This is a genomic window from Pseudomonas sp. 91RF (assembly GCF_003576265.1).
In the GTDB taxonomy this organism is placed as follows: Bacteria; Pseudomonadota; Gammaproteobacteria; order Pseudomonadales; family Pseudomonadaceae; genus Aquipseudomonas; species Aquipseudomonas kribbensis.
Window position 1 is genome coordinate 47,829 of sequence record NZ_QWFC01000038.1, and the last position, 19,361, is coordinate 67,189.

Here is a 19,361-nt window from a genome sequence, read left to right on the forward strand (position 1 = left end):
GTCGTGAGGTCTGCCTGATGAAACTACGTGGCCTGTACGCCATTACCGACGGTCCATTGCTGGCCGGCAAGTTTCTTCCGTACGTGGAGGCGGCGCTGGAAGGCGGCGTCACCCTGCTGCAATACCGCGACAAGAGCAGCGACGAAGCCCGGCGCCTGCGTGAGGCCGAGGCCTTGCGTGATCTGTGCGAACGCTACAAGACCCAGTTGATCATCAACGATGACGCCGAACTGGCCGCACGCCTGAACGTCGGCGTCCACCTGGGCCAGACCGACGGCCCGCTGTCGCCGACCCGCGCCCTGCTCGGTTCGAAAGCGATCATCGGATCGACCTGCCACGCCCAACTCGAACTGGCCGAACAGGCCGCCAAAGAAGGCGCGAGCTACGTCGCTTTCGGCCGTTTCTTCAATTCCAATACCAAACCCGGTGCGCCGACCTGCAGCCTGGACCTGCTCGACGAGGCTAAACGCACTCTGCACCTGCCGATCTGCGCGATTGGCGGCATCACCCTCGACAACGCCGCGCCGCTGGTAGCCCACGGTGTCGATCTGCTGGCCGTGGTCCATGGCCTGTTCGGCGCCGACAGCACCGCCGAAGTGACCCGCCGCGCCCGCGCATTCAACGAATTACTAAAAGTCTGAGAGCCCGATCATGTCCCGTTCCGAAACCCTGTTTGCCAACGCCCAGAAACACATTCCCGGTGGCGTGAACTCGCCGGTTCGCGCGTTCAAGAGCGTCGGCGGCACACCGCTGTTCTTCAAGCACGCCGAAGGCGCCTACGTCACCGACGAAGACAACAAGCGTTATGTGGATTACGTCGGTTCCTGGGGCCCGATGATCCTCGGCCACAGCCACCCGGACGTGCTGGACGCGGTGCGTAACCAGTTGCAACACGGCCTGTCCTACGGCGCGCCGACCGCGATGGAAACCGAGATGGCCGATCTGGTCTGCTCGCTGGTGCCGTCGATGGAGATGGTGCGCATGGTCAGCTCCGGCACCGAAGCGACCATGAGTGCGATCCGTCTGGCCCGTGGTTTCACCGGCCGCGACAGCATCATCAAGTTCGAAGGCTGCTACCACGGTCACTCCGACAGCCTGCTGGTCAAGGCCGGTTCCGGCGCACTGACCCAGGGCGTGCCAAGTTCGGCCGGCGTACCGGCAGCGTTCGCCAAACACACCCTGACCCTGCCGTTCAACGACATCGATGCGGTTGAAAAAATGCTCGCCGAAGTCGGCCAGGATGTGGCGTGCATCATCGTCGAGCCGGTGGCCGGCAACATGAACTGCGTGCCGCCGGCACCGGGCTTCCTCGAAGGCCTGCGCAGCCTGTGCGACAAGCACGGCGTGGTGCTGATTTTCGACGAAGTGATGACCGGTTTCCGCGTCGCCCTCGGCGGCGCCCAGGCTTACTACGGCGTGACTCCGGATCTGACTACTTTCGGCAAGATCATCGGCGGCGGCATGCCGGTCGGCTGCTTCGGCGGCAAGCGTTCGATCATGGAGCGCATCGCACCGCTGGGCCCGGTCTATCAGGCAGGCACCCTGTCGGGCAACCCGCTGGCGATGGCCGCCGGCCTGACCACCCTGCGCCTGATCAGTCGTCCGGGTTTCCACGCCGAGCTGACCGACTACACCACTCGCCTGCTCGACGGCCTGCAGCAGCGCGCTGACGCGGCGGGCATTCCGTTCGTGACCACCCAGGCTGGCGGCATGTTCGGTCTGTACTTCAGCGGCGCTGACGACATCGTTACTTTCGAAGACGTGATGGCCAGCGATGCGGCGCTGTTCGGTCGTTTCTTCCACCTGATGCTCGAAGGTGGCGTGTACCTGGCACCGAGCGCATTCGAAGCCGGTTTCACCTCGATCGCCCACGGCGAAGCCGAACTGAAACTGACCCTCGACGCCGCCGAGCGCGCGTTCGCCAAACTGAAGTAATGGCTTGATCGCTGACGTTGGCCATTGCCAGCGTCAGCTTTCACCTACATTCCAGCGTTTTCTCCGACGCTTCTGCCAAAAATCTCCCGCAAACCGGGTGATATATTCCCCACACAGCAGAAAATCGAGTAAAGACTTTGTAAGGTGGCCCCTGCTTATTTCATAATGCGCGCTTATTGGATCCCTCGACGGGTCCGCGCGCCCTTCAGAGGTAAGTCGATTCCCATGAACCGCACCGGCCGCACCCTTGCCTTGGGCTGCCTGTTGCTCCTTCAGCCGCTGCTCGCACATGCACAAGCAGGCGGCAACTCGTTGTTGATCCCGGCGATGGGTCGCTGCACCCTCAATACTCAGCCGCAAGATGTCACGCAGGCCCTCGCCGCCTGCCAAAAGGCAGCGGATGAAGGGGATGCGCAAGCGCAATACGAGTTGGGTGAGTTCTACTACGACGGCAAGAATGCGCCGCGCGACCTCAATCAAGCCCTGAGCTATTTCGAAAAGGCCTCGCTGCAAGGTCACGCTCAGGCGCAATTCAAGCTCGGCACCATGTTCTTCCACGGTGAAGGCGTGCAGGCCAACAACATTCAGGCTTACATCGTGCTGAAGATGGCCGCGGTCAACGGCGCCGAAGACGCACTCGACACCGCCGACGAAGTGTCTGAAAAAATGTCCCGCGAAGACCTGGAAACCGCAACCCAGGTGCTCGGGCAAATTTTCCGTAAATACCTGATGGAACTGCAGAGCGCCGACGGGCGTACGCCGTTCTCGCCACTGCCCTGATCATACTGGCCCCATCGCGAGCAGGCTCGCTCCCACAAGAGATCCTCTGAACACTGGAGATCTACTGTGGGAGCGAGCCTGCTCGCGATGAAGTCGATGAGGTCTGGACTTTACTTCTCAGGCATCGGCACCGGGAACGGCATCACGTTGCCAACACCGCCACGGGCTTCACTGATTTTCGGCGTGCCGAGGCGTTCCACTTCGTCGATACGCACGATCGAATGCATCGGCACAAAGCTGCGCACCACGCCTTCGAACTGTGCCTTGAGCTTCTCTTCGCTCGGGTCGACGACCACCTGGGTACGCTCGCCAAAGACGAACTCTTCCACTTCCAGGAAGCCCCACAGATCACTTTGATAGATCTGCTTGGCGTACATTTCGAACACCTGGCCCTGGTTGAGGAAAATCACCTTGTAGATTGGAGCTTCGCGTTTGGTCATGGCGGGCGGACAACACATCGGGGTAAAAATGAGGGCGCGAACTATAGCATAGCCACCGGACGCGCAACGGTAGGAACCTGGGGACATGTTCCCTATAATGCGCGGTTCTTTGAACCACGTGACGACCCTATTCCATGGCCAAGAAGCTTTACATCGAAACCCACGGTTGCCAGATGAACGAGTACGACAGCTCGCGCATGGTCGATCTGCTGGGCGAACACCAGGCCCTGGAAGTCACGGCGCGGGCAGAAGACGCCGACGTGATTCTGCTCAACACCTGTTCGATCCGCGAACGCGCCCAGGACCGGGTGTATTCCCAGCTCGGCCGCTGGCGCGAACTGAAACTGGCCAACCCGGAGATGGTCATCGCCGTCGGCGGTTGCGTGGCCAGCCAGGAAGGCGCGGCGATCCGTGATCGCGCCCCGTACGTTGACGTGGTGTTCGGCCCGCAGACCCTGCACCGCCTGCCGGAAATGATCGACGCCGCGCGCATCAGCAAGCTGCCGCAAGTGGACGTCTCGTTCCCGGAAATCGAAAAGTTCGACCACCTGCCCGAACCACGCATCGACGGCCCGAGCGCCTATGTGTCGGTGATGGAAGGCTGCAGCAAGTACTGCACGTTCTGCGTGGTGCCTTACACCCGCGGCGAAGAGGTCAGCCGGCCGTTCGACGACGTGATCGCCGAGATCATTCACCTGGCCGAGAACGGCGTGCGCGAAGTGACCCTGCTGGGGCAGAACGTCAATGGCTATCGCGGGCAGACCCATGACGGGCGTCTGGCGGATCTGGCCGAATTGATCCGCGTCGTCGCGGCCGTCGACGGCATCGACCGCATCCGCTACACCACGTCGCATCCGCTGGAATTCTCCGACAGCCTGATCCAGGCCCACGCCGAAGTACCGGAGCTGGTGAAGCACCTGCACTTGCCGGTGCAGTCCGGTTCGGACCGGATCCTGGCGGCGATGAAACGCAACCACACGGCACTGGAGTACAAATCCAAGCTGCGCAAACTGCGCGCTGCCGTACCGGGCATCTGCATCAGCTCGGACTTCATCGTCGGCTTCCCGGGGGAAACCGAGAAAGATTTCGAACAGACCATGAAGCTGATTGCCGACGTCGGTTTCGACTTTTCCTACTCGTTCGTCTACAGCCAGCGCCCGGGCACTCCGGCGGCCGATCTGGCCGACGACACCCCGGAAGAACTGAAGAAAGAACGCCTGAACGCCTTGCAGCACCGTTTGAATCAGCAAGGCTTCGAGATCAGCCGACAAATGGTCGGTTCGGTCCAGCGGATTCTGGTGACCGACTATTCGAAGAAAGACCCGGGCGAGCTGCAAGGGCGCACCGAGAATAATCGTATCGTCAACTTCCGCTGCGACAATCCGACCCTGATCGGTCAGTTCGCCGACGTGCACATCGATGCGGCGCAACCGCACTCGCTGCGCGGCTCGCTGATCCAGTAACACTAATGTTCAACTGTGGGAGCGAGCCTGCTCGCGATGAACGATGGCGCGGTTTGTCAGATGAACCGCATCACGCCCATCGCGAGCAGGCTCGCTCCCACAGGAACTGCATTTATTTAAGAGCTTTCGCACCCACGCCACTGGCGTTATCCTTGATTTCATCCCAATTGCCCCAGGGCGGCTAAATACGACCTTGAACGCACCCATAGAACCTCATCGTTTCATCCTCGAGCCTTTTGAGGCTCGCCGCTTCGCCAATCTGTGCGGGCAGTTCGACGAACACCTGCGCCTGATCGAACAGCGCCTGGCCATCGAGATCCGCAACCGCGGCAATCAGTTCGAGCTGATCGGCGAACCCAAGCACACCACTTCCGCGGAAAACCTGATTCGCCGCCTGTACCGGGAAACCAAGGGTTCAGAGCTGTCGCCGGATACGGTTCACCTGTTCCTCCAGGAATCGGCCGTCGAGCAACTGGACAACCACGCCCCCGCCGAAGCCTCCGTCGCCCTGCGCACCAAGAAAGGCATGATTCGCCCACGCGGCTTGAATCAGTTGCGCTACGTGAAGGAAATCCTCGGCAACGACATCAACTTCGGCATCGGCCCGGCCGGTACCGGCAAGACCTATCTGGCCGTGGCCTGCGCCGTGGATGCGCTGGAACGCGAGCAGATCCGCCGCATCCTGCTGGTGCGTCCGGCGGTCGAAGCGGGCGAGAAACTCGGCTTCCTGCCCGGCGACCTGTCGCAAAAGATCGACCCGTACCTGCGCCCGCTCTACGACGCCCTCTATGAAATGCTCGGCTTCGAATACGTGGCCAAGCTGATCGAACGTCAGGTGATCGAAGTTGCACCGTTGGCTTACATGCGCGGTCGTACGCTGAACAACAGCTTCATCATTCTCGACGAAAGCCAGAACACCACCGTCGAGCAGATGAAAATGTTCCTGACCCGGATCGGTTTCGGCTCCACAGCCGTGATCACCGGCGACATCACCCAGGTCGACCTGCCGCGCGGCACCAAGTCCGGACTTCATCACGTCATCGAAGTCCTGAAGGATGTGCCGGGTATCAGCTTCACCCACTTCCAGCCCAAAGACGTGGTGCGCCATCCGTTGGTGCAACGCATCGTCGAAGCGTACGAGCGCTTCGAGACGCGTTTGGCCGATGAAGCGCCAAAGGACACTCGCCACGATGCTTGAGCTTGACCTGCAAATCGCGACCGAAGCGTCTGCGCCGACCGAAGCCGAATTTCGCCAGTGGTGCGAACTGGCCCTGCGCCAGCGCACCGCCGATTCGGAAATGACCATTCGTCTGGTCGACGAAGAAGAAGGCCGCGAACTGAATCACACCTGGCGCCACAAGGATTACGCGACCAACGTCCTGTCCTTTCCCGCCGAGGTGCCCGACGAGTTTCTCGACATCCCGCTGCTGGGCGATCTGGTGATCTGCGTGGCCGTGGTTGAGCGCGAAGCCGCCGAACAGGGCAAGGAACTGAAGGCCCACTGGGCACATCTGGTCATTCACGGCTGCTTGCATCTGCTTGGTTACGACCATATAGATGACGAGGAAGCCGAGGAAATGGAAGCACTGGAACGCGAGTTGCTTGCCGAATTGGGTTATCCCGATCCGTACGCGGACGACGAAACCGAAACATCCCCTATCGTTACAACAAAGGATTCAGAGTAATCGCTATGAGCGAAGATCGATCGAGCAACGGGCAGAAGTCCTGGCTGGGTAAACTGACCCAGGCTTTTGCCCACGAGCCGAAGAACCGCCAGGAGCTGCTGGAGCTGCTGCGCGATGCACATCAGAACAAACTGCTGGACAGCGAAGCGCTGGCCATCGTCGAAGGCGCCATCCAGGTGGCTGACCTGCAGGTTCGCGACATCATGGTGCCGCGCTCGCAGATGATCAGCATCAAGGCGACCCAGACACCCCGCGAATTCCTCCCTGCCGTGGTCGACTCGGCCCACTCGCGCTACCCGGTCATCGGCGAAAGCCATGACGACGTGATGGGCGTGCTGCTGGCCAAGGATCTGCTGCCGCTGATCCTCAAGGAGAACGGCGACAGCTTCAACATCAAGGATCTGCTGCGCCCGGCCACGTTCGTGCCGGAGTCCAAGCGTCTGAACGTGTTGCTGCGTGAATTTCGCGCCAACCACAACCACATGGCCATCGTCATCGACGAATACGGCGGTGTGGCGGGTCTGGTGACCATCGAAGACGTGCTCGAGCAAATCGTCGGCGACATCGAAGACGAGCACGACGTCGAAGAAGACAGCTACATCAAGCCGCTGCCCAGCGGTGATTTCCTGATCAAGGCCCTGACACCGATCGAGAACTTCAACGAGTTCTTCGACAGTGAATTCTCCGACGACGAGTTCGATACCGTCGGCGGGCTGGTGATGAGCGCGTTCGGGCACTTGCCAAAACGCAACGAAATCACTGAAATCGGCGCCTATCGTTTCCGCATCCTGAACGCCGACAGCCGTCGGATTCATCTGCTGCGACTGACGCCCATTGCTCGTTAATTCTAAGGACTGAAATGCGCTGGACAACCCGCCCCGGCTGGCCCGGTAACCTGCTGGCCGTGGCGGCCGGTGCAATTACCACCTTCGCGCTGGCACCGTTCGACCTCTGGCCGCTGGCCCTGCTGGCGGTCGGCCTGTTCTATGCCGGCCTGCGCGAGCTGAGCCCGCGCCAGGCTCTCGGCCGTGGCTGGTGCTTCGGTTTCGGCCTGTTCGGCGCCGGCACCAGCTGGATCTACTACAGCATCCACCACTTCGGCGGCGCTTCGGTGCTGCTGGCCGGGTTCCTGATGCTGATTTTCACCGCGGCCATTGCCTGGTTCTTCGCCCTGCCAGCATGGCTGTGGGCGCGCTGGCTGCGCCGTAACGAGGCGCCGCTGGCCGATGCCCTGGCCTTCGCGGCGTTGTGGGTTGGCCAGGAAGCGTTTCGTGGCTGGTTCCTCACCGGTTTCCCATGGCTGTATTCCGGTTACAGCCAGCTTGATGGTCCGCTGGCCGGGCTCGCGCCGGTGGGCGGCATGTGGCTGGTGTCGTTCGTCCTGGCACTGACCGCTGCGCTGATCTACAACGCACCGCGCCTGCTGCAAACCGGTCGCAAAGGCTTTATCGCCGCGGGTCTGGTGCTGCTGGTTGGACCGTGGGTAGCGGGCATTGCCTTGAAAGGCCACGCCTGGACCAGTCCGTCCGGCGCACCGCTGACCGTTGCCGCCATTCAAGGCAACGTCGAACAAAGCATGAAATGGGACCCGGCGCAGCTCAACGCGCAACTGGCGTTGTACCGCGACCTGAGTTTCCGTTCGAAACCGGTGGATCTGCTGATCTGGCCGGAAACCGCCGTCCCGGTGCTGAAGGAGTCCGCCGAGGGCTACCTGAACATGATGGGCACCTTCGCCGCCGAGCGTAAATCGGCGCTGATCACGGGTGTGCCGATCCGCCAGACGGTGCGTCACGAAAAACGCTTCTTCAACGGCATTACCGTGGTCGGCGAAGGCGACGGCACGTATCTGAAGCAGAAGCTGGTGCCGTTCGGCGAGTACGTGCCGTTGCAGGACCTGCTGCGCGGGCTGATCGCGTTCTTCGATCTGCCGATGTCCGACTTTGCTCGCGGTCCTGCCGATCAGCCGCTGTTGCAGGCCAAGGGTTATCAGATTGCACCGTTCATCTGCTACGAAGTGGTGTACCCGGAGTTCGCTGCCGGCCTGGCCGCACACAGCGACCTGCTGCTGACTATCAGCAACGACACCTGGTTCGGCACTTCCATCGGTCCGCTGCAACACCTGCAGATGGCGCAGATGCGCGCTCTGGAAGCCGGGCGCTGGATGATTCGTGCGACCAATAACGGCGTGACCGGCCTGATCAACCCGTTCGGGCAGATCACCGAGCGCATTCCGCAGTTCGAACAAGGCGTGCTGTATGGCGAAGTGGTGCCCATGCACAACCTGACGCCGTATCTGCAGTGGCGCTCGTGGCCGCTGATCATCCTGTGCGCGGTGCTGTTTGGCTGGGCACTGATGACCAACCGGATGTCCAAGACCCTCTGAAACCCGCTCACTCCCGCGTTCTGCGCGGGAGTGATCACTCGGCGCTGTCTTCCCCTCGGTAGAACAACGAATAACCGACCTGCCCCACCGCCTCGTTCAGCAACTGTCCGCTCTGCCAGATCGACTTGAACTCCGGCAGCCAGCCGCCGAACGGCCGGGCATTGTCGGTGCCAAGGAAACCGACCGGCGCCGGCACCACTTCGAATCCCGCCTGTTGATAACTCCACACCGCCCTCGGCATGTGCCAGGCCTGGGTCACCAGCACGATACGTTTGACGCCTTCCGGCAGCAGCATTTTGGCGCTGAAGGCAGCGTTTTCCCACGTGGTGCGGCTCTCCCCTTCCTGCCAGCGCACCGTCACACCGAAATCATCGCGCAACGAATCGGCCATCAACTTGGCTTCGGTCGGCGGCGTACCGTAATGCAGGCCACCGCTGGTCAGAATCGGCAACCCCGAGGCCTTGGCCAGCCGCGCCGCATAACGCTGTCGCTCAAGCCCGACGCCCGTCGGTTGATCCTCACCCCAGGCCAGATCGCCACGCTCGCGCCCGGAGCCCAGCACCACAATCGCATCGGCGCGTTGCGCAAGGCTTGTCCATGAATCCCGGGCCAGCGGCGGCTCGCGCTCCAGGGCCTTGGCGCCCCATTGCACGACCACTGGCAGGCTCATCAGCAGAAAGCCGCCAAAACCCAGGGCGAAGCACAGCCCGGCCAGTCGCGGCCGCGAACGTCGCAACCACCAGGCGACGAGCAACAGCAGCAAAAGAAGGCCAGGCGGCAACAGAAGTTGTTTAATGAAATAACGAAAAGGCATCGAGCATCTCCAGAGATGCCCGAAGCCTAAGTGGGTTGATACAACGCGACAACCAGTAGGGTCGGATCCCGTTGAAAAAGATCCGTTTTTTGACCTGCCATGCGTTTACTTGGCCTGCAGAGTGCGCACTTTTACGGTCTCTCTGCCCGGTGCCTTGTCCTTGAGCCAGATGACCTTGGCCGAATGGGCTGCATCGAGTTGCTTCACTGCCTGTGACAGGTATCCGTGGGTTTCACGCTCACTGCGATCCAGGTAAGCCTTGACCAGATTGAACTCGGCGGGGCTCAAGCCACGCAATTCCAGCTCCAGGGGGCGCTCGTCGCGCAGCCGTCCAGCGGTTTTTGCAGCGTCCAGGGCCATTCCCAGACGATCGATCAACCGCTCGTACAACTCGGGTTTGGTTATGTTTCTTTGCTGTGACTCCACCATCCCTCACCTCATTGAAGATAAGACTCACTCCCCAGTTAGAGCTTAGCTTCGCTGCACAAACCGGCTGCACGCCGCGACCAACGGCCCTCGCCGCAATTTCAACGGGTTAAACGGCTGCAATCAGGGTTTCCCTAGGCCAAGCGCGGTCATGTATGCTACGGCGCTTCCTGTAACTCCACTTCCAGCCCGTCCGGCCCGCTCCGGATGTCGCATTGAAGAGGATTAGGCCACCCCTATCCAGTACAAAAGTAGCCATGCACGAACAATATCAGCCCCGTGAAATCGAAGCCGCCGCCCAGTCATTCTGGGACGAGCAAAAGTCCTTTGAAGTCAGTGAACAGCCAGGCAAGGAGACTTACTACTGCCTGTCGATGTTCCCTTACCCCAGCGGCAAGCTACACATGGGGCACGTGCGCAACTACACCATCGGCGACGTGATCTCCCGCTACCAGCGCATGCTCGGCAAGAACGTCCTGCAACCGATGGGTTGGGACGCTTTCGGCATGCCGGCGGAAAACGCCGCGATGAAGAACAACGTGGCCCCGGCCAAGTGGACCTACGAAAACATCGCCTACATGAAATCCCAGCTGCGCAGCCTGGGCCTCGCGGTGGACTGGTCCCGCGAAGTCACCACCTGCAAGCCGGATTACTACCGCTGGGAACAGTGGCTGTTCACCCGCCTGTTCGAAAAAGGCGTGATCTACCGCAAGAACGGTACCGTGAACTGGGACCCGATCGACCAGACCGTTCTGGCCAACGAACAAGTGATCGACGGTCGCGGCTGGCGCTCCGGCGCGCTGATCGAAAAGCGCGAAATCCCGATGTACTACTTCAAGATCACCGCCTACGCGGATGAGCTGCTGGAGAGTCTCGACGAACTGACCGGCTGGCCTGAGCAGGTCAAGACCATGCAGCGCAACTGGATCGGCAAGTCGCGCGGGATGGAAGTGCAGTTCCCGTACAACGTCGACTCGATCGGCGAAAGCGGTACCCTGAAAGTCTTCACCACCCGTCCGGACACCCTGATGGGCGCAACCTATGTTGCGGTGGCCGCCGAGCACCACCTGGCCGCTCTCGCCGCCAAGAACAACCCTGAGCTGCAGGCGTTCATCGCCGAATGCAAGGGCGGCAGCGTTGCCGAAGCCGACGTCGCCACCCAGGAGAAGAAAGGCCTGCCGACCGGCCTGTTCGTCGAGCACCCGTTGACCGGCGAAAAACTGCCGGTGTGGGTCGCCAACTACGTGCTGATGCACTACGGCGACGGTGCGGTCATGGCTGTGCCGGCTCACGACGAGCGCGATTTCGAATTCGCCCACAAGTACAACCTGCCGGTCAAATCCGTGGTTCGCACCAGTTCCGGTGAAACCAACCCGGCCCCATGGCAGGACGCCTACGGCGAGCACGGCACGCTGATCAATTCCGGCGAGTTCGACGGCCTGGACTTCGCTGGCGCCTTCGACGCCATGGAAGTCGCCCTGATCAAGAAGAACCTCGGTGCCTCGCGCACCCAGTTCCGCCTGCGCGACTGGGGCATCAGCCGTCAGCGCTACTGGGGTTGCCCGATCCCGATCATCCACTGCGATGCCTGCGGTGACGTGCCGGTGCCGGAAGACCAGTTGCCTGTCGTTCTGCCGGAAGACGTGGTGCCGGACGGCGCCGGTTCGCCGCTGGCGCGCATGCCCGAGTTCTACGAGTGCACCTGCCCGAAATGCGGCCAGCCGGCCAAGCGTGAAACCGACACCATGGACACTTTCGTCGAGTCGTCCTGGTACTACGCCCGTTACGCCTCGCCGCACTTCGAAGGCGGTCTGGTGGAAAAATCCGCAGCTGACCACTGGTTGCCGGTGGATCAGTACATCGGCGGTATCGAACACGCCATTCTTCACCTGCTGTACGCGCGCTTCTTCCACAAGCTGATGCGCGACGAAGGCCTGGTGAGCTCCAACGAGCCATTCAAGAACCTGCTGACCCAGGGCATGGTGATCGCCGAGACGTATTATCGTCGCGAAGCCAATGGCGCCTACACGTGGTTCAACCCGGCCGACGTGGATCTGGAACGCGACGGTAAAGGCAACGTGACCAGTGCCAAGCTGAAAACCGACGGCCTGCCGGTGGAAATCGGCGGCACCGAGAAGATGGCCAAGTCGAAAAACAACGGCGTTGACCCTCAGTCGATGATCGATCAGTTCGGCGCAGACACCTGCCGCCTGTTCATGATGTTCGCCTCGCCGCCTGACATGAGCGCAGCGTGGTCCGACTCCGGAGTCGAAGGTTCGCATCGCTTCCTCAAGCGTGTCTGGCGTCTGGCTCAGGCTCACGTAACCCAGGGTCTGCCAGGCAAACTGGACATCGCCAGCCTGAACGACGAGCAGAAAACCGTTCGCCGCGCGACTCACCAGGCCATCAAGCAGGCCAGCCACGACGTCGGCCAGAACCACAAATTCAACACCGCCATTGCCCAAGTGATGACGCTGATGAACGTGCTGGAAAAAGCTGCGCAAGACACCGAACAGGATCGCGCGCTGGTTCACGAAGGTCTGGAAGCCGTTACTCTGCTGCTGGCTCCGATTACGCCGCATATCAGCCACGAGTTGTGGAATCAGCTGGGTCATGCCGATGCCGTGATCGACGCCGGCTGGCCGGTGGTCGACGAGAGCGCATTGGTACAGGACAGCCTGACGCTGGTCATCCAGGTCAACGGCAAGCTGCGCGGCCAGATCGAAATGCCGGCCGCCGCCACCCGCGAAGAAGTCGAAGCCGCCGCCCGTGCCAACGAAAACGTGCTGCGCTTCGTCGACGGCCTGACTATTCGCAAAGTGATCGTAGTGCCCGGGAAACTGGTCAATATCGTCGCCAGCTAATTGGATCGGACGCCGGGTCTGCCTGGCGTCCAGTAAAACCTTTCGGGCCGCAGGGTCGGCCCACATGGTTTCAAGGGGAGCAACACAATGATCAAACGCAATCTGCTGGTGATGGGCCTCGCTGTCCTGTTGAGCGCCTGCGGTTTCCAGCTGCGCGGCACCGGCACCACCGAACTGGCGATCAAGGAACTCGACCTGAGCGCCCGCAACGCCTACGGCGAAACCGTGACGCAACTGCGCCAGGTGCTGGAGGCCAGCGGCGTCAGGATCGTTTCCGGCGCACCGTACAAGCTGTATCTGGCCGATGAGCAGGAAAACCAGCGCATCCTCAGCTACGCCGGTGCCGGTCGTACTGGCGAATACCAGGTGACCACCGTGCTCAATTACGACATCCGTGGCGAAAAAGACCTGCTGCTCAAAAGCGACAAGCTTGAAGTGCAGAAAGTGTTCATCCACGACGGCAACAACCTGGTGGGTTCCGACCAGGAAGCCAACGATGCCCGCAACGAGACACGCCGCGAGCTGGTACAGCGCATGATGCTGCGCCTGCAGCAACTGACGCCGGCCCAGCTGGAAGCTCTGCAACAAGCCGCCAACGCCCGGGCCAAGGCAGAAGCCGACGCCCTGGAAGCGGCGCAGAAGGCTGAAGCGGAAACCCCGCGTCAGTCGCCGCTCGAACTGCCGCAGCAGTAAGACGTCCGGGGCGCTCAGGCGCCCCGTTCGCCCTTTCTTATGAAGCTCGCTCCCGCCCAACTCGGCAAACACCTGCAAGGCGCCCTTGCGCCGGTCTACATCATCAGCGGTGATGACCCGCTGCTGTGCCAGGAAGCTGCCGACGCCATTCGTTCCGCTGCCCGTCAGCAAGGTTTCGACGAACGCCAGGTGTTCGCCGCCGACGCCAATTTCGATTGGGGTACGTTGCTGCTGGCCGGGGCCAGCATGTCGCTGTTCGCTGAAAAGCGCCTGCTGGAACTGCGCCTGCCTTCCGGCAAGCCGGGTGACAAGGGCGCAGCCGCACTGATCGAATACTGCTCGCGCCCCGCAGAGGACACGGTGCTGTTGATCAGCTTGCCCAAGCTGGACGGCAGCGCGCAGAAGACCAAGTGGGGCAAGGCGCTGGTCGAAGGTCAGCAGACCCAGTTCATCCAGATCTGGCCGGTGGATGCCAACCAGTTGCCGAGCTGGATTCGTCAACGACTGTCTCAGGCCGGGTTGTCGGCCAGTCAGGACGCGGTGGAACTGATTGCCGCGCGGGTCGAAGGCAACCTGCTTGCCGCCGCGCAGGAGATCGAGAAGCTCAAGCTGATGGCCGAAGGCGGACAGATCACCGTCGAAACCGTGCAGGCGGCCGTGGCCGACAGTGCGCGTTTTGACGTATTCGGCCTGACCGACGCAGTCCTCAACGGCGAACCGGCTCACGCGCTGCGCATGCTCGAAGGGCTGCGCGGTGAAGGTGTCGAGCCGCCGGTGATCCTCTGGGCCCTGGCCCGGGAGCTGCGTCTGCTGGCCAATATCTCGCTGCAGTACAGCCAGGGAACGCCGCTGGACAAGTGCTTCAGTCAGGCGAAACCGCCGGTCTGGGACAAGCGCAAACCGCTGATGAGCAAGGCCCTGCAACGCTACTCGGCGCAACGCTGGGCGCAATTGTTGCTCGAGGCCCAGCGCATCGATGCGCAGATCAAGGGCCAGGCGGCCGGATCGCCGTGGATGAGCCTCAGCCGGCTGGCGATGTTGATGGCCGGTCAGCGTCTGACGTTACCTGCCGAATGAAATCCGGGATCGCACCCTGCGATCCCTTTTTTGCACAGACCATTTCCTACAGAAAATCGCGCCTTCAGTCCTATAGACAGACGCCCGTCATCGGCAGATCATTTGCCGCGCAAAACCCACTCACTCGCGAGAACCCTAATGAGCAAAAAGCCATCGAAACATGGCCACAACAAGGCCAAATCCATCGTCGCCCAACCCCTGTTCCGCAGCCGCCAGGAACGACCAACCAAGGGTAAAGGCAGCTACCGCCGCGAAGCCTTCCAGTCTGACAGCTGGGAGGCTTCTTACTTTCTGGCCGCTTGAAGCGCAGCACCCCTTCCTCATGTTAAGGTCTGCACCTGATTCGTATCCCCTGGACCTGTGCATGCCCCTCAGTCTTTCCCGTCGTTGGCCCGTTCGCCAACTGATCGCTGCCACAAGTTTCATACTGCTTGTCGCCTGCGCGGAGAAACCCACCGCCGCCGACGCGCAACCGCTTCAGACTGCTCCCGTTGCCACGGCCCCTGCGGTCATCCCGCCGGTAGTGCCGTCCGGTGACGACCTCGATCTGCAACCGACTCAGACTTTCGCCGAGTGGCAGGCAGGTTTCCGCAAGGACGCCCTGGCCGCCGGCATTCGCCCCGACGTGTTTGACCGCGCCTTTGCCAACGTCAGTTTCGACGCCAGCGTGATCCGCGCCGACCGTAGCCAGCCGGAGTTCGCCCGCCCGGTATGGGAATACCTGGACGGTGCCCTGTCGCCGCTGCGAGTACGTAAAGGCCAGGCCCTGATCAACCAGTACGCCGATATCCTGCAACGCATCGAGCAACGTTATGGCGTCGACCGCCAGGCGCTGGTATCGGTGTGGGGGATGGAGAGCAATTTCGGCCAGTTCCAGGGCACCAAATCGGTGATCAACTCTCTGGCAACCCTGGCCTATGAAGGTCGCCGCCCGGCATTTGCTCACGCGCAACTGATCGCGGCGCTGCAGATCCTGCAACAGGGCGACATCACACCGGAGAAAATGCTCGGTTCCTGGGCCGGCGCCATGGGCCAGACCCAGTTCATCCCGACCACCTATAACACCCACGCGGTGGATTTTGACAGTGACGGGCGCCGTGATATCTGGGGCAGCCCGGCTGACGCACTGGCATCCACCGCGCACTACCTGCAAAGCTCCGGCTGGCAGCGTGGCCAGCCGTGGGGCTTCGAAGTACAGCTGCCGAGCGGTTTCAACTACACCCTGGCAGATGGCGCGATTCGCAAGAGTGTCGCCGAATGGCGGCAACTGGGCGTGATCCTGCCCAACGGTGGCCAGGCACCGGCTGGCTCCGAGCAGTTGTCGGCTGCCCTGCTGCTGCCGGCGGGCTATCGTGGCCCGGCGTTCCTGATCCTCGACAACTTCCGGGCGATCCTCAAGTACAACAACTCGTCGTCCTATGCCCTGGCGGTAAGCCTGTTGTCCGAGCGCTTCAACGGCGCAGGCCTGATCAACGGCACCTGGCCGAAGGATGATCTGCCGCTGAGCCGTACCGAGCGCATCGAGCTGCAGAACCTGCTGACCGCTCGCAACTACGACGCGGGCACCGCTGACGGCATCATCGGCGCCAATACGCGCAAGGCGATCCGCAGTGCGCAGCAGTCCTTTGGCTGGCCTGCAGACGGCTACCCGACACACAAGCTGCTGGAAAGCTTGCGTAGCCAGTAAAAACAAAACCGCCGCCTCTTCAGGCGGCGGTTTTTTGTGGCTCGTTTAACGAATCACCACATCCTGCTCCAGCATCAATTCCTTCTTCCCCGCATCCAGTCGAACCAGCGCCCCCAACGGCAGCGTCAGGTTCGGATCGCAGTGCCCGCTGCGCCAGCCCGACAACACCGGAATCCGCAGCGGCTCGAAGGTCTGCTTGAGCAGGCGATTCAGCGCATCGACATCCACCCCCGCGATATCCCCGACCAACACGCCACGCAATCGGGCCAGCTTACCGGCCAGACGCATCTGGGTCAGTAAACGGTCGATCCGATACAGCGGCTCGTTAATATCCTCGATGAGCAGAATCACCCCTTCGACGTCGATCTCGTAAGGCGTGCCCAGGGTTGCGGCGATCATCGCCAGATTGCCGCCCAGCAAACGCCCGTGAGCGATGCCAGGCTCAACCGTAGTCAATGGATAAGCCACCGGATGACTCAACACACTGCCGACCTTCAATTGACCGCGCAGCATGGCGAAGAACGACGTCACCGTCGGCGGTTCCTTGTCCCCCAGCAGGTCGGCGTTCAGCAGCGGCCCGTGAAAGGTCACGAACCCGGCGTAGCGACTGATCGCCAGGTGCAGCGCAGTGATGTCACTGTAGCCGACAAACGGCTTGGCATGGCGAGCCAGCAGATCGTAGTCGATTTGATCCAGCAGGCGCGGCGTGCCGTAACCGCCACGCAGGCAGATGATTGCGTCAACCTCGGGATCCGCGAACGCCGCGTGCAGATCATTGAGCCGCACCTCGTCGCTGCCGGCCAGGTAGCCATCCTTTTCATAGACGCCGGGAAACACCCGCAAACCGTAACCCCGGGCGCGCATCCACTGAATGGCCTTTTCGGTATCCAGCGCGCCAGGACCGGCGGGCGCAATGACGCCTATCAGCCCTTCCGACGGCAGCGCCGGCACAGGCTTGTGCGGAAAAGGGGTGTGGGTCGGTCGAACGGTCATCCATGGATCTCCCTGTGTGAAGTCATGCACACACAGTAGTCAGGAACGGCGACAAACAGAAGAGGCTCAGATGCGCCGCAGGTTGCAGGAAAAGTCAGTAACGAGTGTACCCCGGGCAAAAAAATGCCCGCCGGGCGGTAAACCCCGGCGGGCATTTTCTCATTCAGCGCTGAATCAGGAACCGAGCAGTTCGGCCTTGACCAGTTTCGCCTGCTCGTCGGCATGGTACGACGAACGCACCAACGGGCCGGAAGCGACGTTCTTGAAGCCCATCTTGTAGCCTTCCTCGGCGAACCAGGCGAAGGTGTCCGGGTGCACGAAACGCTGCACCGGCAAGTGGCTGCGGGACGGTTGCAGGTACTGGCCCAGGGTCAGCATGTCGATGTCGTGTTCGCGCATGCGCTTCATGACTTCGATGACTTCGTCGTCGGTCTCGCCCAGACCCAGCATCAGGCCGGACTTGGTCGGAATGTGCGGCATCATCTGCTTGAAACGCTGCAACAGGGTCAGCGACCACTGGTAGTCCGAACCCGGACGCGCAGCCTTGTACAGGCGCGGTACGGTTTCCAGGTTGTGGTTGAACACATCCGGCGGCTCGGCGGCGGTGATTTCCAGGGCGATGTCCATGCGGCCGCGGTAGTCCGGGACCAGGGTCTCGAGCTGCACGTTCGGCGACAGTTTGCGGATTTCGCGGATGCAGTCGGCAAAGTGCTGGGCACCGCCGTCACGCAGGTCGTCGCGGTCAACCGAGGTGATCACCACATACTTGAGTTTCAGGTCGGCGATGGCGATGGCCAGGCTTTCCGGCTCGTTGACGTCCAGTGGTTTCGGACGACCGTGGCCGACGTCACAGAACGGGCAGCGACGGGTGCAGATGTCACCCATGATCATGAAGGTCGCGGTGCCGCCGGAGAAGCACTCGCCCAGGTTCGGGCAGGATGCCTCTTCGCAGACGCTGTGCAGCTTGTGCTTGCGCAGCAGGCTCTTGATGCGCTCGACTTCCGGCGAAACCGGGATGCGCACGCGGATCCAGTCGGGTTTCTTCGGCAGTTCGGTGGTCGGAATGATCTTTACCGGGATGCGTGCAACCTTCTCGGCGCCGCGCAGCTTGACGCCGGCTTCAACCTTGGGACGCGGGGCCGGGCGCTCGGTCACGTCGAGCGTCGGGATCATGGTTTGCACTGCATCAGTAGTCATATCAGTCGATTCCGCCCGTCAGGGTCGTCTGCTCAGCATAGTCGAGGTGTTTGACGAGCTGCGCGCGCAGCCGGGCACTTACCTCGGCAAATTCAATCGATCCTGCGTGATCGCTCAGCTGGGTCATCGCCAGCCCGGCATAGCCGCAGGGATTAATCCGTCGAAACGGTTCCAGGTTCATATCCACGTTCAGGGCCAGGCCATGAAAGGAACAACCGTGGCGAATCCGCAAACCCAGAGAAGCGATTTTCGCTCCGTCGACATAGACGCCGGGAGCATCTGGCTTGGCCACGGCGGTGACGCCGTAGCTGGCCAGCAGTTCGATCAGGCACCGCTCCATGCGTGTGACCAGGTCGCGTACGCCAAAACCCAGTTTGCGTACATCCAGCAGCAGGTACGCCACCAGTTGGCCGGGGCCATGGTAAGTCACCTGCCCGCCGCGGTCGACCTGAACCACCGGGATATCTCCGGGCAGCAACAGATGTTCGGCCTTGCCGGCCTGCCCCTGAGTGAACACCGGCGGGTGTTCGACGAGCCAGATTTCGTCGGCGGCATCACTGCCGCGTTCGTTGGTAAAGCGTTGCATGGCATGCCAGACCGGCTCGTAAGCCATCTGGCCAAGTTCGCGAAAGCCCAGCGTGCCCGGCATCACAACACCATGTGTACGAAGCCGGTCGCCCGCAGCTCGCTGTTGATGTTGTACAGCTGATCCTGGTCGGTCGCGACGATGTGCAACTGGATGGTGGTGTACTTGCCGTTGCTGCTTTGACGCTCGTCCACACGCTCATCGTTGATCTTTGCGTGTTTCTTGACGATGTCGATGATCTTGTCTTTGTTGCCGACGCCCGTATCGCTGATCACCTTAACCGGATAATCAACCTGCGGAAATTCGATCTTTGGCGCCTTTACTTCGGTATCGGTCAT

The 19,361-nt window shown here is 61.5% G+C and carries 20 protein-coding genes; 13 read left to right on the forward strand and 7 right to left on the reverse strand.

From position 1 onward, the window contains the following. The first annotated feature begins 17 nt into the window (after positions 1-17). The 3 genes from thiE (at position 18) to DXT77_RS20010 (ending at position 2,715) form a co-directional block, all read left to right on the forward strand. On the forward strand, positions 18-641 hold the full coding sequence (gene thiE / locus DXT77_RS20000) for a thiamine phosphate synthase (RefSeq protein WP_114885725.1): 624 nt from the start codon (positions 18-20) through the stop codon (positions 639-641). Positions 642-651: 10 nt separating this feature from the next. Next, positions 652-1,935, forward strand: a complete 1,284-nt coding sequence (gene hemL / locus DXT77_RS20005) for a glutamate-1-semialdehyde 2,1-aminomutase (protein ID WP_085712269.1) — start codon at positions 652-654, stop codon at positions 1,933-1,935. Between the two features lie 225 nt (positions 1,936-2,160). Further along, positions 2,161-2,715 (forward strand): tetratricopeptide repeat protein, encoded by a 555-nt coding sequence (locus DXT77_RS20010; RefSeq protein ID WP_003228518.1) that lies wholly within the window; start codon positions 2,161-2,163, stop codon positions 2,713-2,715. 110 nt (positions 2,716-2,825) lie between these two features. On the opposite strand, the gene DXT77_RS20015 is transcribed toward DXT77_RS20010, so the two are convergent. Then, complete coding sequence (locus tag DXT77_RS20015) at positions 2,826-3,155, reverse strand: DUF1820 family protein (RefSeq protein ID WP_007958692.1); 330 nt, start codon at positions 3,153-3,155, stop codon at positions 2,826-2,828. A 134-nt stretch (positions 3,156-3,289) separates the two neighbouring features. Between DXT77_RS20015 and miaB the strand changes: the two genes are divergently transcribed. The 5 genes from miaB (at position 3,290) to lnt (ending at position 8,686) form a co-directional block, all read left to right on the forward strand. Continuing rightward, positions 3,290-4,618: a tRNA (N6-isopentenyl adenosine(37)-C2)-methylthiotransferase MiaB gene (gene miaB, locus DXT77_RS20020; RefSeq protein ID WP_119428885.1), complete on the forward strand. Its 1,329-nt coding sequence runs from the start codon at positions 3,290-3,292 to the stop codon at positions 4,616-4,618. A 193-nt stretch (positions 4,619-4,811) separates the two neighbouring features. Further along, entirely contained in the window at positions 4,812-5,816 is a 1,005-nt protein-coding gene (locus tag DXT77_RS20025; protein WP_011336084.1) for a PhoH family protein, read from the forward strand. Next, the gene (ybeY, locus tag DXT77_RS20030) at positions 5,809-6,303 is read left to right on the forward strand and encodes an rRNA maturation RNase YbeY (RefSeq protein WP_085712270.1); all 495 of its coding nucleotides are present in this window, start codon (positions 5,809-5,811) and stop codon (positions 6,301-6,303) included. Before DXT77_RS20025 ends, ybeY begins: the two co-directional genes overlap by 8 nt. A 5-nt stretch (positions 6,304-6,308) precedes the next feature. Beyond that, entirely contained in the window at positions 6,309-7,148 is an 840-nt protein-coding gene (locus DXT77_RS20035) for an HlyC/CorC family transporter (RefSeq protein WP_007909641.1), read from the forward strand. 14 nt (positions 7,149-7,162) lie between these two features. Continuing rightward, a complete protein-coding gene (gene lnt / locus DXT77_RS20040; RefSeq protein ID WP_119428886.1) occupies positions 7,163-8,686 on the forward strand; it encodes an apolipoprotein N-acyltransferase in 1,524 nt (507 codons plus the stop codon). 34 nt (positions 8,687-8,720) lie between these two features. Here the strand turns inward: lnt and DXT77_RS20045 are convergent, their stop codons facing one another. Both DXT77_RS20045 and DXT77_RS20050 read right to left on the reverse strand, forming a co-directional pair. Next, positions 8,721-9,500 (reverse strand): YdcF family protein, encoded by a 780-nt coding sequence (locus DXT77_RS20045; RefSeq protein ID WP_119428887.1) that lies wholly within the window; start codon positions 9,498-9,500, stop codon positions 8,721-8,723. Positions 9,501-9,605: 105 nt separating this feature from the next. Next, entirely contained in the window at positions 9,606-9,929 is a 324-nt protein-coding gene (locus tag DXT77_RS20050; RefSeq protein ID WP_085712273.1) for a hypothetical protein, read from the reverse strand. A 254-nt stretch (positions 9,930-10,183) separates the two neighbouring features. Between DXT77_RS20050 and leuS the strand changes: the two genes are divergently transcribed. The 5 genes from leuS (at position 10,184) to DXT77_RS20075 (ending at position 16,247) form a co-directional block, all read left to right on the forward strand. Next, positions 10,184-12,790 carry a leucine--tRNA ligase gene (gene leuS / locus DXT77_RS20055; RefSeq protein ID WP_119428888.1) on the forward strand — a complete coding sequence of 869 codons (2,607 nt, stop codon included), beginning with the start codon at positions 10,184-10,186 and terminating at the stop codon, positions 12,788-12,790. An 87-nt stretch (positions 12,791-12,877) separates the two neighbouring features. After that, positions 12,878-13,483 carry an LPS assembly lipoprotein LptE gene (gene lptE / locus DXT77_RS20060; protein WP_119428889.1) on the forward strand — a complete coding sequence of 202 codons (606 nt, stop codon included), beginning with the start codon at positions 12,878-12,880 and terminating at the stop codon, positions 13,481-13,483. A 39-nt stretch (positions 13,484-13,522) separates the two neighbouring features. Next, positions 13,523-14,560, forward strand: a complete 1,038-nt coding sequence (holA, locus tag DXT77_RS20065) for a DNA polymerase III subunit delta (RefSeq protein WP_119428890.1) — start codon at positions 13,523-13,525, stop codon at positions 14,558-14,560. Positions 14,561-14,698: 138 nt separating this feature from the next. Continuing rightward, entirely contained in the window at positions 14,699-14,863 is a 165-nt protein-coding gene (arfA, locus tag DXT77_RS20070; protein WP_007958672.1) for an alternative ribosome rescue factor ArfA, read from the forward strand. 61 nt (positions 14,864-14,924) lie between these two features. Next, positions 14,925-16,247 carry a lytic murein transglycosylase gene (locus DXT77_RS20075; RefSeq protein ID WP_119428891.1) on the forward strand — a complete coding sequence of 441 codons (1,323 nt, stop codon included), beginning with the start codon at positions 14,925-14,927 and terminating at the stop codon, positions 16,245-16,247. A 45-nt stretch (positions 16,248-16,292) separates the two neighbouring features. Here DXT77_RS20075 and DXT77_RS20080 read toward each other — a convergent pair whose 3' ends face one another. The 4 genes from DXT77_RS20080 to DXT77_RS20095 all read right to left on the reverse strand — a co-directional run bounded on the left by DXT77_RS20080 (position 16,293) and on the right by DXT77_RS20095 (position 19,361). Next, positions 16,293-17,240: an LD-carboxypeptidase gene (locus DXT77_RS20080; protein WP_119428892.1), complete on the reverse strand. Its 948-nt coding sequence runs from the start codon at positions 17,238-17,240 to the stop codon at positions 16,293-16,295. Between the two features lie 174 nt (positions 17,241-17,414). Continuing rightward, positions 17,415-18,413 carry a lipoyl synthase gene (gene lipA, locus DXT77_RS20085; protein ID WP_162803535.1) on the reverse strand — a complete coding sequence of 333 codons (999 nt, stop codon included), beginning with the start codon at positions 18,411-18,413 and terminating at the stop codon, positions 17,415-17,417. Between the two features lie 25 nt (positions 18,414-18,438). Further along, a complete protein-coding gene (gene lipB, locus DXT77_RS20090; RefSeq protein WP_085712280.1) occupies positions 18,439-19,086 on the reverse strand; it encodes a lipoyl(octanoyl) transferase LipB in 648 nt (215 codons plus the stop codon). Next, the gene (locus DXT77_RS20095) at positions 19,086-19,361 is read right to left on the reverse strand and encodes a DUF493 domain-containing protein (RefSeq protein WP_007958664.1); all 276 of its coding nucleotides are present in this window, start codon (positions 19,359-19,361) and stop codon (positions 19,086-19,088) included. Before DXT77_RS20095 ends, lipB begins: the two co-directional genes overlap by 1 nt.

What these genes read in the sequence shown, in the direction of transcription:
- DXT77_RS20035 (WP_007909641.1), top strand. Translation starts at nt 6,309, where the DNA reads ATGAGCGAAGATCGATCGAGCAACGGGCAGAAGTCCTGGCTGGGTAAA.
- lipB (WP_085712280.1), bottom strand. Translation starts at nt 19,086, where the DNA reads ATGCCGGGCACGCTGGGCTTTCGCGAACTTGGCCAGATGGCTTACGAG.
- DXT77_RS20095 (WP_007958664.1), bottom strand. Translation starts at nt 19,361, where the DNA reads ATGACCGATACCGAAGTAAAGGCGCCAAAGATCGAATTTCCGCAGGTT.
- leuS (WP_119428888.1), top strand. Translation starts at nt 10,184, where the DNA reads ATGCACGAACAATATCAGCCCCGTGAAATCGAAGCCGCCGCCCAGTCA.
- DXT77_RS20010 (WP_003228518.1), top strand. Translation starts at nt 2,161, where the DNA reads ATGAACCGCACCGGCCGCACCCTTGCCTTGGGCTGCCTGTTGCTCCTT.
- DXT77_RS20050 (WP_085712273.1), bottom strand. Translation starts at nt 9,929, where the DNA reads ATGGTGGAGTCACAGCAAAGAAACATAACCAAACCCGAGTTGTACGAG.
- holA (WP_119428890.1), top strand. Translation starts at nt 13,523, where the DNA reads ATGAAGCTCGCTCCCGCCCAACTCGGCAAACACCTGCAAGGCGCCCTT.
- DXT77_RS20075 (WP_119428891.1), top strand. Translation starts at nt 14,925, where the DNA reads ATGCCCCTCAGTCTTTCCCGTCGTTGGCCCGTTCGCCAACTGATCGCT.
- DXT77_RS20080 (WP_119428892.1), bottom strand. Translation starts at nt 17,240, where the DNA reads ATGACCGTTCGACCGACCCACACCCCTTTTCCGCACAAGCCTGTGCCG.
- lptE (WP_119428889.1), top strand. Translation starts at nt 12,878, where the DNA reads ATGATCAAACGCAATCTGCTGGTGATGGGCCTCGCTGTCCTGTTGAGC.
- thiE (WP_114885725.1), top strand. Translation starts at nt 18, where the DNA reads ATGAAACTACGTGGCCTGTACGCCATTACCGACGGTCCATTGCTGGCC.
- miaB (WP_119428885.1), top strand. Translation starts at nt 3,290, where the DNA reads ATGGCCAAGAAGCTTTACATCGAAACCCACGGTTGCCAGATGAACGAG.
- hemL (WP_085712269.1), top strand. Translation starts at nt 652, where the DNA reads ATGTCCCGTTCCGAAACCCTGTTTGCCAACGCCCAGAAACACATTCCC.
- ybeY (WP_085712270.1), top strand. Translation starts at nt 5,809, where the DNA reads ATGCTTGAGCTTGACCTGCAAATCGCGACCGAAGCGTCTGCGCCGACC.
- lipA (WP_162803535.1), bottom strand. Translation starts at nt 18,413, where the DNA reads ATGATCCCGACGCTCGACGTGACCGAGCGCCCGGCCCCGCGTCCCAAG.
- DXT77_RS20015 (WP_007958692.1), bottom strand. Translation starts at nt 3,155, where the DNA reads ATGACCAAACGCGAAGCTCCAATCTACAAGGTGATTTTCCTCAACCAG.
- DXT77_RS20045 (WP_119428887.1), bottom strand. Translation starts at nt 9,500, where the DNA reads ATGCCTTTTCGTTATTTCATTAAACAACTTCTGTTGCCGCCTGGCCTT.
- arfA (WP_007958672.1), top strand. Translation starts at nt 14,699, where the DNA reads ATGAGCAAAAAGCCATCGAAACATGGCCACAACAAGGCCAAATCCATC.
- lnt (WP_119428886.1), top strand. Translation starts at nt 7,163, where the DNA reads ATGCGCTGGACAACCCGCCCCGGCTGGCCCGGTAACCTGCTGGCCGTG.